Genomic DNA, 13,298 nt, shown 5'->3' on the forward strand with positions numbered 1-13,298 from the left:
GTTGATAGGCCGGATCTGGAAGCCAGGTAACTGGTGGAGGTGACCGGTACTAATAGGCCGAGGGCTTGTCCTCAGTTGCTCGCGTCCACTGTGTTAGTTCTGAGGCAACGAACAGTTGCCGGCTAGAGCTGAACGCATAACTACAAAGTGTGCTTGTTCGCTCGAAACCATTAGGGTTTCGGTGGTCATAGCGTAGGGGAAACGCCCGGTTACATATCGAACCCGGAAGCTAAGCCTTACAGCGCCGATGGTACTGCAGGGGGGACCCTGTGGGAGAGTAGGACGCCGCCGAACAATCTTTGGAGGACCCCTGGTCCCAGCGTTCAGCTGGGACCAGGGGTCCTTTTGTTTTTACAATGCTTGCGGTACCGAAGACAGGAGTCACCATGTCCACCAACTCTCCCGACGACCGACCGGAGCGCGATCAGCGGCGACGGGACAGTGGGGACCGTGGCGACCGCGGCGGCTTCCGCGGCGACCGTGGTGACCGCAGTGACCGTGGCGGCGGCAACCGGCGCGACGACAACCGCGGCGGCGACCGTGGCGGGTTCCGCCGCGATGACCGTCGTGACGACCGTCCCTCCTACGGTCGCCGTGACGACGACCGCGGTGGGTTCCGTCGCGATGACCGTCGTGACGACAACCGTGGTGGCGGCTACGGCCGTCGCGACGACCGCCGTGACGACCGCCGGGACGACCGTCCCTCGCGTCCGGGTTTCCAGCGTGATGACCGCGGTGACCGTGGTCCCCGTCGTGACGACCGTGGTGGCCGCCCCGGTGGCTTCCGCCGTGACGACCGCCGCGATGACCGTCCCTCGTTCCGTCGTGATGACGACCGGGGCGGTGACCGTGGTGGGTTCCGTCGTGATGACCGTCGCGATGACAACCGTGGCGGTGGCTACGGCCGCCGCGACGACCGTCCCTCCTACGGTCGCCGTGACGACGACCGCGGTGGGTTCCGTCGCGATGACCGTCGTGACGACAACCGTGGTGGCGGCTACGGCCGCCGCGACGACCGCCGCGAGGGCGACCGCTCCTCGCGTCCGGGCTTCCAGCGCGATGACCGTCCCTCGCGTCCCGGCTTCCAGCGTGATGACCGCGGTGACCGTGGTCCGCGTCGTGACGACCGTGGTGGCCGCCCCGGTGGCTTCCGCCGCGACGACCGTCGCGACGACCGCCGGGATGACCGTCCCTCGTTCCGTCGCGATGACGACCGTCCGTCCTACCGTCGTGACGACGACCGCGGCGGTGACCGTGGTGGGTTCCGTCGTGATGACCGTCGTGACGACAACCGCGGTGGCGGCTACGGCCGCCGCGACGACCGTCCCTCCTACGGTCGCCGTGACGACGACCGCGGTGGGTTCCGTCGCGATGACCGTCGTGACGACAACCGTGGTGGCGGCTACGGCCGCCGCGACGACCGCCGCGACGACCGCCGCGACGACCGCCGGGACGACCGTCCCTCGCGTCCGGGTTTCCAGCGTGATGACCGCGGTGACCGTGGTCCCCGTCGTGACGACCGTGGTGGCCGCCCCGGTGGCTTCCGCCGTGACGACCGCCGCGATGACCGCCGGGACAGCCGGGGCGACGACCGCCGTGGCGGTGGCTACGGCCGCCGTGACGACCGGGACCGCGACCGCGACCGGCACCACGACCGGGAGCCGATCAAGCGGCTGCCGATCCCGGAGGACGTCACCGGCGACGAGATCGACAAGGACGTCCGGCAGGAGCTCCAGAGCCTGCCCAAGACTCTCGCCGAGGATGTCGCCCGCAACCTGGTGATGGTCGCGCGGCTCATCGACGAGGACCCCGAGGGTGCCTACGGCTACTCCAAGGTGGCCCTGCGCCTGGCATCCCGTGTGGCCGCCGTACGCGAGGCCGCCGGTTTCGCGGCGTACGCGAACCAGAAGTTCAGCGAGGCCCTCGCCGAGTTCCGTGCCGCCCGCCGGATGACCGGCAGCGCGGAGCTGTGGCCGGTGATGGCCGACTGCGAGCGCGGGCTCGGCCGGCCGGAGAAGGCGCTGGACATGGCCGGTGCCCCCGAGGTGCACAAGCTGGACAAGGCCGGTCAGGTCGAGATGCGGCTCGTCGCGGCCGGTGCCCGGCGTGACATGGACCAGCTGGACGCGGCCATCGTGACCCTCCAGAGCTCCGAGCTGGCCTCCAACTCCATCCAGCCGTGGACCGCCCGACTGCGCTACGCCTACGCCGACGCGCTGCTCGCGGTCGGCCGTGAGGGCGAGGCGCGGGAGTGGTTCGCGAAGGCCGTCGAGGCCGACCGGGACGGCAGCACCGACGCCTCCGACCGGCTCGCCGAGATGGACGGGGTGGAGTTCGTGGACGCCCTCGACGAGGACGAGGACGAGCACGAGGGTGACTCCGCCGACGCGAAGGCCACCGACGCCGACGCCGGGACCCCCGAGGAAAAGGCCCCTGAGGCAAAGGCCCCCGAGGCCGAGGCCGACGACAGCGCCGACGACGACCTGGTCGACGACGAGGGCGACATCGAGGACGACGAACAGCGCGACAAGGACTGACGCCCGTCAGTGAGTGAGCGAGGGGGCAGGTTCCCGACGGAACCTGCCCCCTTTCGCATACCCGCAGCCGTGCCCGGAGCCATGCCCCGAGCCGTCCGGGATCAGATCTCCAGCGCCCGCAGCACCAGCCCCGACGCCGGCTTCGGCCCGAACGACGTCGACTTGCGCGGCATGGTCACGCCCTGGCGGGCCAGATCGCGTACGACCTCCTCGCGCACCGGGTGCATCAGCACGGCCGTACCGCCGTCGCGTTCGGCCTTCGCCACGGTCGCGGCCGTGTCATGGATGTAGGCGATGTGCGCCGGGGAGTCCTCGGGGATGTGCCAGACGTGTTCCAGCAGGGCGGAGTGCAGGACCGTGGCGTCCAGGGAGCGCCAGGCGGCCGGGCGGTCCGCGGGGACGGCGCGGGCCAGCAGCGCCGGGTCCGGGCGGTCCAGCAGATGGAAGGCGCCGTCGCCGGCCAGCAGGAAGGCGTTGCCCGCGCAGGACGCGTCCGCCAGCTCGGCCAGGGCCTCGGCCAGCGGCACCTGGAGGTGTCGTACCTGGAACAGGCCCTCCACGGCGGCCAGCGCGTCCGCCACCGGCAGGCCGTGCAGCAGCCGGTGGATGGCACGTACGCGCAGCGGATAGCGGGCCGTGTCGACCAGCAGGACGAGGCCGTAGTCCCAGGGGCCGGGCGCGGACTGCTCGTCGCGCAGCCGCAGATAGGTGGCCCAGCGGTGGTGGCCGTCGGCGATCAGGGCCTGGTGATGGGCCAGACCGGACTGGATCCTGGCCACGTCGGCGGCGTCCGTGATCGCCCACAGACGGTGCCGGAAGCCGTCCTCGGTGGTGGTGGCCAGCAGCGGCGGCTTCTCCGCGGTGCGCTCCACGACCTCGGCCGCCGTGCCGTCGCCGCGGTAGGTCAGCAGCAGCGGTTCCAGGTTGGCGCGGGTGGCGCGCATCAGGGCGGCGCGCTCGGCGACCACCAGCGCCATGACGCCCTCGTGCGGCAGCACCACGCCCTCGGCCGGCTCGGAGACCCGCAGGGTGCCGATGACACCGCGCTGGAGCATTCCCTCGCCGTCGCTCTGCTCGTACACGTACAGGGCGGGTTCGGGGTCCGCGGCGAGGATGCCCTCGGCGAGCCAGCGGCGCAGCGTGTCGGCGGCCTGCTCGGTGCGTTCGCTGGGCGTGTGGGCCTCGGGGAGGATCAGCCGGACGATGTTGTGGGGGTCCGCCGACTGGAGGTGGTGCACCCCGTCGGGCCGTACCACGACGTCGTACGGCGGAGAGGTGACGGAGGCCAGGCTGCCGACCCGGTCGGGGTCGTATCGAAGGCCGCGGAACGGGGTGAGTTCCAGGCCCCGGCGCGCCATTGCTTCCGAGTGACCTGCAGTGTCCATCCCGGCATCGTATGTCAGCGGCATGCGGGATGATCGGGGGTAAGCGAGCGAGCGAGGAGCGATGCGGATATGAGCGACGGCGTCAGGACCGGGCCCGAGAGCAGCGAGCGGCCCCTGAGCGAGGCGTACGACACGGCGCTGCTCGACCTCGACGGGGTGGTGTACGCGGGTGGCAACGCGATCGCGCACGCCGTCGGCTCCCTGGAGCGGGCCCGCGCGGGCGGGATGCACCTGGCGTACGTCACCAACAACGCGCTGCGCACACCGGGCGCGGTCGCCGAGCATCTGACCGAGCTGGGGATACCGGCGGCGGCCGAGGACGTCATCACCTCGGCGCAGGCGGTGGCGCGGCTGATCGCGGAGCAGGTGCCGGCCGGGGCGCGGGTGCTGGTGATCGGCGGCGAGGGACTGCGGGTGGCGCTGCGCGAGCGGGGCCTGGAGCCGGTGGAGTCGGCGGACGACGATCCCGCGGCGGTGGCGCAGGGGTACGGCGGGCCCGAGCTGACCTGGGGGCGGTTCGCGGAGGCGTCGTACGCGGTGGCGCGCGGGGTGCCGTGGTTCGCGTCGAACACCGATCTGACGATCCCGAGCGGGCGCGGGATCGCGCCGGGCAACGGAGCGGCGGTGGAGGTCGTACGGATCGCGACGGGCAAGGAGCCGCAGGTGGCGGGCAAGCCGCTGCCGCCGATGCACCGGGAGACGGTCATCAGGACCGGCGCGAAGCGGCCGCTGGTGGTGGGGGACCGGCTGGACACCGACATCGAGGGCGCGTTCAACGGCGGGGTGGACTCGCTCCTGGTGCTGACCGGGGTGACCGACGGCGCCCGGCTGCTGGCCGCGACGCCGGAGCACCGGCCGACGTATGTGGACGCGGATCTGCGCGGGCTGCTCACCGGCCAGCCGGAAATCACCCGAGAGGGTGAGGGTTTCCGATGCGGCGGGTGGACGGCGACGGCCGGGGACACCCGGCTGGAGCTGGACGGCGACGGCGAGGCCCTCGACGGACTGCGGGCGCTGTGCGCGGCGGCGTGGACGGCGGCCGGGGAGGGCTCCTGCGAGCTGGACGGGGGGAAGGCGCTGGCGCGGCTCGGACTCTGACCCGCTGTCAGCCGCGGCCCGGCATCCGAGCCCACCGCCCCTGAGCCCCCCCTCGTACCGGCGGTGGGCGGCTCCCTCCGGCGGCGCGCTGCCCGCTGTGGCGTCGCGCGGCTTTCGGTACCCGGGGATCTCGACCTCAAAGGAGGATAGGCTAACCTAACCTCGTGTTGGTCGACAGTCCTCCGGAACCGCGCGCGGCGACCGCCCCCGCGCCCCCGACTCGCCGGGCGGTGCGGCCCCTTGGGCTGCTGCTCTCCGTCGCGCTCCTGGCGCTGGTCGCCGTGGCGAGCATCGCGATCGGGGCGAAGGCGCTCACCCTGGCACAGGTCTGGCACGGCCTGTTCCACGACTCGGGCACCTACGGCGATGTCGTCGTGGACGAGCGGCTCGCGCGCACCGTGCTCGGGCTGCTGGCCGGCGCCGCGCTCGGGCTGTCCGGCGCGGTGCTCCAGGCGCTCACCCGCAATCCGCTGGCCGACCCCGGACTGCTCGGCATCAACGCCGGTGCCTCGGCGGCCGTCGTCACCGCCATCTCCTTCTTCGGCGTCACCAGCCTGAGCGGCTATGTGTGGTTCGCCTTCCTCGGCGCCGCGGCGGTGGGGGCGCTGGTCTGGTTCCTGGGCGGCAGCCGGGGCGCCACCCCGGTCCGCCTCGCCCTCGCCGGTACGGCGATCAGCGCCGCCCTCTACGGCTATCTCCAAGCCGTGATGATCATGGACGATGCGGCGCTCGGCCGGATGCGCTTCTGGACGGTGGGCTCACTGGCCTCGGCGAGCGGGACGACCATCGTGCAGGTGCTGCCGTTCCTCGCGGTGGGCGGCGTGCTCGCCCTCGGGCTGGCCCGGCCGCTGAACGCCGTGACCATGGGCGACGACACCGCCCGCGCCCTCGGCGCCCATCTGAACCGCACCCGCGCCCTGGCCATGCTGGCCGCCACCGTGCTGTGCGGCGCCGCGACCGCCGCCTGCGGCCCCATCGTCTTCGTCGGCCTGATGGTCCCGCACGCGGTGCGCTCCTTCACCGGCCCCGACCTGCGCTGGATCCTGCCGTACGCCGCCGTCCTGTCGCCCGTGCTGCTGCTCGGCGCCGATGTCGTGGGCCGCGTCGTGGCCCGCCCCGCGGAGCTCCAGGTCGGCATCGTCACCGCGGTCATCGGCGGCCCGGTCTTCATCTTTCTGGTACGACGACGGAGGACGGCCCAGCTGTGAGGACACACCCCAGGAGCCGTGCCGTACGCGTCCCCGGCGGGCTGTCGCTGCGCCTGGACCCGCGTGCGCTGACCGTCGTCGTCCTGCTGCTGCTCGCCGCGCTCGCCGCCGGTGTCGCGCTGATCGGCACCGGCGACGCGCGGATCCCCGTGGCCGACGTGGTGAAGACGCTCGCCGGGAACGGCAACGCCTACCAGCACTTCATCGTCCATGAACTGCGCCTGCCCCGGGTCCTCGTCGGGCTGCTGGTCGGCGCCTCGCTCGGGCTCGGCGGCGCGCTGTTCCAGTCCGTCTCCCGCAATCCGCTGGGCAGCCCGGACGTGCTGGGTCTGTCGCAGGGGGCGACGGCGGGCGCGCTGGTGGTGATCGTGCTGATGTCCGGCAGCGCCGCCGAGGTCACCCTCGGCGCGCTGATCGGCGGTCTGGTCACCGGGCTCGCCATCTATCTGCTGGCCTGGAAGCAGGGGGTGCACGGATACCGGCTCGTCCTGGTCGGCATCGGCGTCAGCGCGGTCGTCACCGCCGTCAACGGCTATCTGCTCACCAAGGCCGACCTGGTCGACGCGGCCCGCGCGGTGGTCTGGATGACCGGCTCGCTCGACGGCCGCGACTGGGACCAGGTCTGGCCGCTGCTCGGGCTGTGCGCCGTGCTGCTGCCACTGGTCCTCACCTACGGCCGGGGCCTGCGGATGCTGGAGATGGGCGACGACACCGCGGGCGCCCTCGGGGTGCCGGTGCAGCGGGTGCGGCTGATCCTCATGGTCAGCGCCGTGCTGCTCACCGCGGCCGCCACCGCCGCCGCCGGACCGGTCAGCTTCGTCGCCCTCACCGCCCCCCAGCTCGCCCGCCGCCTCACCCGCTCGCCGGGCCCCAATCTGGTGGCCTCCCTCTGCATGGGCGCCGCCCTCCTCGTCACCGCCGACTGGGCCTCGCAGCGCGTCTTCGGCGCGGGGCGCCTGCCCGTCGGTGTGGTCACCGGCGTCCTCGGCGGCGGCTATCTGCTGTGGCTGCTGGTCACCGAGCGCCGGGCCGGCCGGATATGAGCGCCACCCATTTCCCTAGGAGCACTGTGAACCGCCTGTCCGCCGAGCACGTCACCCTCGCCTACGACCAGCGGGTCATCGCCGAGCAGTTGTCGGTGGAGATACCCGACCACTCCTTCACGGTGATCGTCGGCCCGAACGCGTGCGGCAAGTCGACGCTGCTGCGGGCCCTGTCCCGGATGCTGAAGCCCAGCCAGGGCAAGGTCCTGCTCGACGGCCAGGCCATCGGGTCACTGCCCGCCAAGCAGGTCGCCCGCACCCTCGGCCTGCTCCCGCAGTCGGCCGTCGCGCCGGAGGGCATCACCGTCGCCGACCTGGTCGGCCGGGGCCGCTATCCGCACCAGGGCCTGCTGCGCCAGTGGTCCACCGAGGACGAGCGCGTCGTCCAGGAGTCCATGCGGCAGACCGGGGTCGAGGAGCTGGCCGAGCGGTATGTGGACGAGCTCTCCGGCGGGCAGCGGCAGCGGGTGTGGATCGCCATGGCGCTCGCCCAGCAGACCCCGCTGCTGCTCCTGGACGAGCCCACCACCTACCTCGACATCCAGCACCAGATCGACGTCCTCGACCTGTGCGCCGAACTGCACGAGACCCAGGGCCGCACCCTGGTCGCCGTCCTGCACGACCTCAACCACGCGGCCCGCTACGCCACCCATCTGATCGCCCTGCGCGGTGGTGAGGTGATCGCCGAGGGCGCGCCGAACGACATCGTCACGGCCGAGCTGGTGGAGCGGGTGTTCGGGCTGAAGTGCCAGGTCATCGAGGACCCGGAGACGGGGACCCCGCTGGTCGTGCCGGCCGCGCGCAAGGCACGGGCTCAGCGGGTCACGGCGGCTCACTCGGCCGGGGTCACAGCAGCTTCCTGAGCCGGAACAGATCCAGCAGGCTCGCCTCCAGCCGCACCCGGCCCCTGCCCCAGGCAGTCGCGAAGTGCAGCCCGCCGCCCACCAGGGCCAGCAGATCGTCACCGGCCATCGCCAGCCTGATCTGCGCCCGCTCGCGCGGGGGCCCGGGCAGGGTCTGGTCCACCTCCAGGCGGCCCCCGGTCATCCGGCCCGCGAAGGTGACGTCCAGGTCGGTGATGTGGCAGCTCACCGAGCGTTCGAGCGCGGCGGCGTCCCGCACGTCGCCCTCGGCGCCCCCCATGTTGTCCGAAAGCTTTCGCAGTGCGGTGCGGCACTCCTCGATCGTGGCCATCGCCACCGACGGTACCCCAGGGGTTCGAGGTAGCGTCTGGGCATGAGCGAGTCCGTGTCCGAGGCCGAGATCGCCGGGAGCGCCGAGATCGCCGGGCGGGGCGAGCCCCCGGCCGGGTCCCACGCGCCGCCCGAGCCCGCGTTCGACCCCGCGGCCCCGGCCCCCCTGAACCTCCCGCGCACCCCCACCGGTGACGCCGAGGTGGACGCGCGGCTGGCGCGGCTGGCCGACGCCGACCACCTCGCCACCGACGGACATGTCGAGGTGTACGAGGATGTACACCGGGGGCTGCGCGACGCGCTGACCGCGCTCGACGGCCGCCCGGGGCCTCCGGTCCCCTCACCGTCGTACGAACAAAGCAGGAGCTGAACCGAACGTGGCAGGAGTCGCACGCCGTCGTCTGGACGCGGAGCTGGTGCGCCGGAAGCTCGCGCGCTCGCGTGAGCACGCCAGCCAGCTGATCGCCGCCGGGCGGGTCACCATCGGCAAGACCGTGGCGACCAAACCGGCCACGCAGGTGGAGACCGCCGCCGCGATCGTGGTCCAGTCCGACGACAGCGACCCCGACTACGTCTCCCGGGGCGGCCACAAGCTCGCCGGCGCGTTCGCGGCCTTCGTGCCGCTGGGCCTGGTGGTCGAGGGCCGGCGCGCGCTGGACGCCGGCGCGTCCACCGGCGGCTTCACCGATGTCCTGCTGCGCGCGGGCGCCGCCCAGGTGGTGGCCGTGGACGTCGGCTACGGGCAGCTCGCCTGGTCGTTGCAGAGCGATGCCCGGGTCATCGTCAAGGACCGTACGAATGTAAGGGAGTTGACGCTCGACGCGATCGACGGGGAACCTGTTGATCTCGTCGTGGGCGATCTGTCCTTCATCCCGCTCGGGCTGGTGCTGCCCGCCCTGAAGCGGTGCGTGAGGGAGGACGCCGACCTCGTGATGATGGTCAAACCGCAGTTCGAGGTGGGTAAGGAACGGCTCGGCAGCGGGGGTGTCGTACGGAATCCGCAGCTGCGGGCGGAGGCCGTGCGAGGGGTGGCCGAGAAGGCCTGGGAGCTGGGGCTCGGGGTGCGGGGGGTCACCGCGAGTCCGCTGCCGGGACCCTCGGGCAATGTCGAGTACTTCCTGTGGCTGCGGTCCGGCGCCCCCCGCCTGGACCCGGCCGATGTCGACCGTGCAGTGGCGGAGGGGCCGCGTTGACACAGAATCTGGCGCGTACTGTTTTCCTGCTGGCCCACACCGGGCGGCCGGCGGCGATCCGCAGCGCGGAACTCGTCGTCAAGGGCCTGCTCAGACATGGCATCGGGGTGCGGGTGCTGGAGGAGGAGGCGTGCGATCTGCCGCTCCCCGACGAGGTGGAGCTGGTGGGCGAGGCGACCCCCGCGTGCCTCGACGGCTGCGAGCTGCTGATCGTGCTCGGCGGCGACGGGACGCTGCTGCGGGGCGCGGAGTTCGCCCGTGCCTCCGGGGTGCCGATGCTCGGCGTCAACCTGGGGCGCGTGGGATTCCTCGCGGAGGCCGAACGCGATGACCTCGATCGGGTGGTCGACCGGGTGGTGGCGCGCTCGTACGAGGTCGAGGAGCGGATGACCGTCGATGTGGTGGTGCACCGCAACGGGGACATCGTGCACACCGACTGGGCGCTCAACGAGGCGGCCGTGCAGAAGGCCGGCGCGGAGAAGCTGCTGGAGGTCGTGCTGGAGATCGACGGCCGGCCGGTGACCGGGTTCGGCTGCGACGGGGTGGTGCTGTCCACGCCGACCGGGTCGACGGCGTACGCGTTCTCCGCCGGGGGGCCGGTGGTGTGGCCCGAGGTGGAGGCGCTGCTGATGGTGCCGATCAGCGCGCACGCGCTGTTCGCGAAACCGCTGGTGACGTCGCCGGACTCGGTGCTCGCGGTGGAGGTGCTGCCGCATGTCCCGCCGGGGGTGCTGTGGTGCGACGGGCGGCGGACGATCGAGCTGCCGCCGGGGGCGCGGGTGGAGGTGCGGCGGGGGGCGGTGCCGGTGCGGCTGGCCCGGCTGCACCATTCCTCGTTCACCGACAGGCTGGTGGCGAAGTTCGCCCTGCCGACGACGGGGTGGCGGGGCGCGCACTAGCTCTTCGGCGGGGTGACATAGGTGGGGCATGTGCGCTCGCCGCCCGAGACCTCGTATGGTCTGTTCCGTGTTGGAGGAGATGCGGATACGGTCGCTCGGGGTCATCGACGATGCCGTCGTCGAGTTGTCGCCGGGGTTCACCGCGGTCACCGGTGAGACGGGTGCGGGCAAGACCATGGTGGTCACCAGCCTGGGGCTGCTGCTCGGGGGGCGGGCCGACCCGGCGCTCGTGCGGATAGGGGCCCAGAAGGCGGTCGTGGAGGGGCGGATCTCCGTGCCCCCGGGCGCCACCGCCGTCGTACGCGCCGAGGAGGCCGGGGCCGAGCTGGACGACGGCGCCCTGCTGATCAGCCGTACCGTCTCCGCCGAAGGCCGCTCACGGGCCCATCTGGGCGGGCGCAGCGTGCCCGTGGGGCTGCTCGCCGAGCTGGCCGACGACCTGGTGGCCGTGCACGGGCAGACCGACCAGCAGGGCCTGCTGAAGCTGTCCCGGCAGCGCGGCGCCCTCGACCGGTACGCGGGCGACGCGGTCGCGGTGCCGTTCGCCAAGTACGGCGAGGCGTACCGCCGGCTGCGGGCCGTCGCCGTCGAGCTGGACGAGATCACCACCCGGGCGCGGGAGCGGGCGCAGGAGGCCGACATGCTCCGCTACGGCCTCGACGAGATCGCCGCCGTGGAGCCGCGGCCCGGGGAGGACACGGAGCTGGCCGAGGAGGCCGAGCGGCTCGGGCACGCGGAGGCGCTGTCGTCCGCCGCGACGGTCGCGCACGCCGCGCTGGCGGGCAACCCCGAGGACCCCGAGAGCATCGACGCCCAGGCCCTCGTCGCGGGCGCCCACCGGGCCCTGGAGGCCGTACGCGCCCATGATCCGGCGCTGGCCGCGCTCGCCGAGCGGATCGGCGAGGTCGGTATCCTGCTCGGCGATGTGGCCGGTGAGCTGGCCGGATACGCCGGTGACCTGGACGCCGATCCGCTGCGGCTCGCCGCGGTCGAGGACCGCCGGGCCGCCCTGACCGCTCTGACCCGCAAGTACGGCGACGATGTGAACGCCGTGCTCGCGTGGGCCGAGCGGAGCGCCGAGCGGCTGACCGAGCTGGACGGCGACGACGAGCGGATCGGCGAGCTGGCCGCCGAGCGGGACGCGCTGGGCGCCGAACTGGGCGGGCTCGCCCAGGCGTTGACCGACGCCCGCGCCGAGGCCGCCGAGCGGTTCGCCGCCGCGGTGACCGCCGAACTCGCCTCGCTGGCCATGCCGCACGCACGGGTCTCCTTCGACATCCGGCAGACCGAGGACCCCGAGGGCGTCGAGGTCGGCGGGCGCACGGTCGCCTACGGCCCCTCGGGCGTGGACGAGGTCGAGCTGCTGCTCGCCCCGCACCCGGGCGCCCCGCCGCGGCCCATCGCCAAGGGCGCGTCCGGCGGTGAGCTGTCCCGGGTGATGCTCGCGGTGGAGGTCGTCTTCGCGGGCACCGACCCGGTCCCGACCTATCTGTTCGACGAGGTCGACGCGGGCGTCGGCGGCAAGGCCGCGGTCGAGATCGGCCGGCGCCTTGCCAAGCTGGCCCGCAGCGCCCAGGTCGTCGTCGTCACCCATCTGCCCCAGGTCGCCGCCTTCGCCGACCGGCAGCTGCTGGTCGAGAAGACCAACGACGGCTCCGTGACCCGCTCCGGCGTCAAGGTCCTGGAGGGCGAGGACCGCGTCCGTGAACTCTCCCGCATGCTGGCGGGCCAGGAGGACTCGGAGGCGGCCCGCGCCCACGCGGAGGAACTGCTGGCGACGGCACGGGCGGATCAGTAGCCCGAACCGGCGGGCCGGGAGCGGGACTTAGGGTGTCGGGATGACCGGCACCCGAAAGTCCCGCGCCTTTCTGCTGTCCGCCGCGCTCACCCGGGCCGGTTTCGTGGCGCTGCGCGCCAACCCGCCCGGAAAGCCCGCGCGTTGGGAGCGGACCAACTACGCGGGCCGGACCGTCGAGCTGTACTCCGGGCCCGCCGCGGCGGTCGGTACGGCGCTCGCCGCCGCCCGGGTGCACCCCGCGGCCGGGCTCGCCGTGCTGGCGGCGGGGGCGTGCGGGGCGTACGACGACGTGACCGGCTACTTCTCCGGGGACACCCGGCGCGGCTTCCGGGCCCACCTCGGCGCCCTGCGCGACGGCGAAGTCACCAGCGGCGCCGTCAAGTTGGCCGGGATCTCCGCGGCCGCCCTGGTCGCGGGCGCGCTGCTGAAGGAACGGCCGCTGGACAAGTTCCTCGCCGGAGTCGTCATCGCGGGCGCCGCGCACGGCGTGAACCTGGTCGACGTACGACCGGGACGCGCGCTCGGCGCGGTGCTCGCGCTCGGCCTCCCGGGACTGCTGGGCAAGGGGCCCGGCGCGGAACTGGCGGCCGTCGCCGCGGGCGGTGCGACGGCGGTGCTGCGCGAGGATCTCGGCGAGCGCACGATGCTCGGGGACACGGGGGCGCACGCCCTCGGCGCCGCGCTGGGGGCGGCCGTGGTGGCGGGCGGCGGGCGCGCGAGACTGCTCGCGGGCGCCGTCGCGGTCGTGGCCGCCGCCGGGTACGGGGACCGGGTCACCCGGTGGGCGCGGGCGCTGTGACCGCCTGACCTCGGGGGACGCGAGGGTGTCGCGTCATCCCGGAATCGGCCTCATTCACCCGTGTGGGTGATGTGCTCCGGCGCATTGCCCCGGCCCGCCGCCCCGTGCGCCCGCCCGGTATTGCCCCGACGGCCCTGCCTGCTGG

The 13,298-nt window shown here is 73.3% G+C and carries 13 protein-coding genes and 1 rRNA gene; 11 read left to right on the plus strand and 3 right to left on the minus strand.

Annotation, left to right across the window (positions count from 1 at the left end; translation table 11 throughout):
- Positions 1 to 177: 177 nt before the first annotated feature.
- Positions 178 to 294 (plus strand): 5S ribosomal RNA (rrf, locus tag AB0N90_RS32095).
- A gap of 29 nt (positions 295 to 323) precedes the next feature.
- Here rrf and AB0N90_RS32100 read toward each other — a convergent pair.
- Positions 324 to 1,652 (minus strand): hypothetical protein, encoded by a 1,329-nt coding sequence (locus AB0N90_RS32100; protein WP_365202662.1) that lies wholly within the window; start codon positions 1,650 to 1,652, stop codon positions 324 to 326.
- A 21-nt stretch (positions 1,653 to 1,673) separates the two neighbouring features.
- Between AB0N90_RS32100 and AB0N90_RS32105 the strand changes: the two genes are divergently transcribed.
- The gene (locus tag AB0N90_RS32105; protein ID WP_365202651.1) at positions 1,674 to 2,537 is read left to right on the plus strand and encodes a hypothetical protein; all 864 of its coding nucleotides are present in this window, start codon (positions 1,674 to 1,676) and stop codon (positions 2,535 to 2,537) included.
- Between the two features lie 101 nt (positions 2,538 to 2,638).
- On the opposite strand, the gene AB0N90_RS32110 is transcribed toward AB0N90_RS32105, so the two are convergent.
- Complete coding sequence (locus AB0N90_RS32110; protein ID WP_365202513.1) at positions 2,639 to 3,922, minus strand: DUF1015 domain-containing protein; 1,284 nt, start codon at positions 3,920 to 3,922, stop codon at positions 2,639 to 2,641.
- 69 nt (positions 3,923 to 3,991) lie between these two features.
- On the opposite strand from AB0N90_RS32110, the gene AB0N90_RS32115 reads away from it, so the two are divergent.
- The 4 genes from AB0N90_RS32115 (at position 3,992) to AB0N90_RS32130 (ending at position 8,134) form a co-directional block, all read left to right on the plus strand.
- Positions 3,992 to 5,020, plus strand: coding sequence for an HAD-IIA family hydrolase (locus tag AB0N90_RS32115; protein WP_365202514.1), 1,029 nt, complete (start codon positions 3,992 to 3,994; stop codon positions 5,018 to 5,020).
- 164 nt (positions 5,021 to 5,184) lie between these two features.
- Positions 5,185 to 6,228: an iron chelate uptake ABC transporter family permease subunit gene (locus AB0N90_RS32120; RefSeq protein ID WP_361681490.1), complete on the plus strand. Its 1,044-nt coding sequence runs from the start codon at positions 5,185 to 5,187 to the stop codon at positions 6,226 to 6,228.
- Entirely contained in the window at positions 6,225 to 7,271 is a 1,047-nt protein-coding gene (locus AB0N90_RS32125) for an iron chelate uptake ABC transporter family permease subunit (RefSeq protein WP_361681487.1), read from the plus strand. Before AB0N90_RS32120 ends, AB0N90_RS32125 begins: the two co-directional genes overlap by 4 nt.
- Positions 7,268 to 8,134 carry an ABC transporter ATP-binding protein gene (locus tag AB0N90_RS32130; protein ID WP_361681484.1) on the plus strand — a complete coding sequence of 289 codons (867 nt, stop codon included), beginning with the start codon at positions 7,268 to 7,270 and terminating at the stop codon, positions 8,132 to 8,134. Before AB0N90_RS32125 ends, AB0N90_RS32130 begins: the two co-directional genes overlap by 4 nt.
- Here AB0N90_RS32130 and AB0N90_RS32135 read toward each other — a convergent pair.
- A complete protein-coding gene (locus AB0N90_RS32135) occupies positions 8,118 to 8,465 on the minus strand; it encodes a sterol-binding protein (protein WP_085564073.1) in 348 nt (115 codons plus the stop codon). The genes AB0N90_RS32130 and AB0N90_RS32135 overlap by 17 nt on opposite strands.
- A 42-nt stretch (positions 8,466 to 8,507) precedes the next feature.
- Between AB0N90_RS32135 and AB0N90_RS32140 the strand changes: the two genes are divergently transcribed.
- Genes AB0N90_RS32140 through AB0N90_RS32160 form a run of 5 tightly spaced genes read left to right on the plus strand, consistent with a single transcriptional unit; the run spans position 8,508 to position 13,153 of the window.
- A complete protein-coding gene (locus AB0N90_RS32140) occupies positions 8,508 to 8,834 on the plus strand; it encodes a hypothetical protein (RefSeq protein ID WP_365202517.1) in 327 nt (108 codons plus the stop codon).
- A 7-nt stretch (positions 8,835 to 8,841) separates the two neighbouring features.
- On the plus strand, positions 8,842 to 9,657 hold the full coding sequence (locus tag AB0N90_RS32145; RefSeq protein ID WP_365202518.1) for a TlyA family RNA methyltransferase: 816 nt from the start codon (positions 8,842 to 8,844) through the stop codon (positions 9,655 to 9,657).
- Entirely contained in the window at positions 9,654 to 10,556 is a 903-nt protein-coding gene (locus tag AB0N90_RS32150; RefSeq protein ID WP_085564071.1) for an NAD kinase, read from the plus strand. The genes AB0N90_RS32145 and AB0N90_RS32150 overlap by 4 nt, the downstream gene beginning before the upstream one ends.
- A gap of 55 nt (positions 10,557 to 10,611) precedes the next feature.
- Positions 10,612 to 12,354 carry a DNA repair protein RecN gene (gene recN, locus AB0N90_RS32155; protein WP_365202520.1) on the plus strand — a complete coding sequence of 581 codons (1,743 nt, stop codon included), beginning with the start codon at positions 10,612 to 10,614 and terminating at the stop codon, positions 12,352 to 12,354.
- Between the two features lie 40 nt (positions 12,355 to 12,394).
- Complete coding sequence (locus AB0N90_RS32160) at positions 12,395 to 13,153, plus strand: hypothetical protein (RefSeq protein WP_365202522.1); 759 nt, start codon at positions 12,395 to 12,397, stop codon at positions 13,151 to 13,153.
- Positions 13,154 to 13,298: the final 145 nt, after the last annotated feature.

The sequence above is a fragment of the Streptomyces sp. NPDC093018 genome (assembly GCF_040684035.1).
Taxonomy (GTDB): Bacteria; Actinomycetota; Actinomycetes; order Streptomycetales; family Streptomycetaceae; genus Streptomyces; species Streptomyces murinus.

Excerpts from the sequence above, each read along its gene's own strand:
- AB0N90_RS32110 (WP_365202513.1), bottom strand. The coding sequence starts at position 3,922 with ATGGACACTGCAGGTCACTCGGAAGCAATGGCGCGCCGGGGCCTGGAA.
- AB0N90_RS32115 (WP_365202514.1), top strand. The coding sequence starts at position 3,992 with ATGAGCGACGGCGTCAGGACCGGGCCCGAGAGCAGCGAGCGGCCCCTG.
- AB0N90_RS32130 (WP_361681484.1), top strand. The coding sequence starts at position 7,268 with ATGAGCGCCACCCATTTCCCTAGGAGCACTGTGAACCGCCTGTCCGCC.
- AB0N90_RS32135 (WP_085564073.1), bottom strand. The coding sequence starts at position 8,465 with ATGGCCACGATCGAGGAGTGCCGCACCGCACTGCGAAAGCTTTCGGAC.
- AB0N90_RS32140 (WP_365202517.1), top strand. The coding sequence starts at position 8,508 with ATGAGCGAGTCCGTGTCCGAGGCCGAGATCGCCGGGAGCGCCGAGATC.
- recN (WP_365202520.1), top strand. The coding sequence starts at position 10,612 with ATGGTCTGTTCCGTGTTGGAGGAGATGCGGATACGGTCGCTCGGGGTC.
- AB0N90_RS32160 (WP_365202522.1), top strand. The coding sequence starts at position 12,395 with ATGACCGGCACCCGAAAGTCCCGCGCCTTTCTGCTGTCCGCCGCGCTC.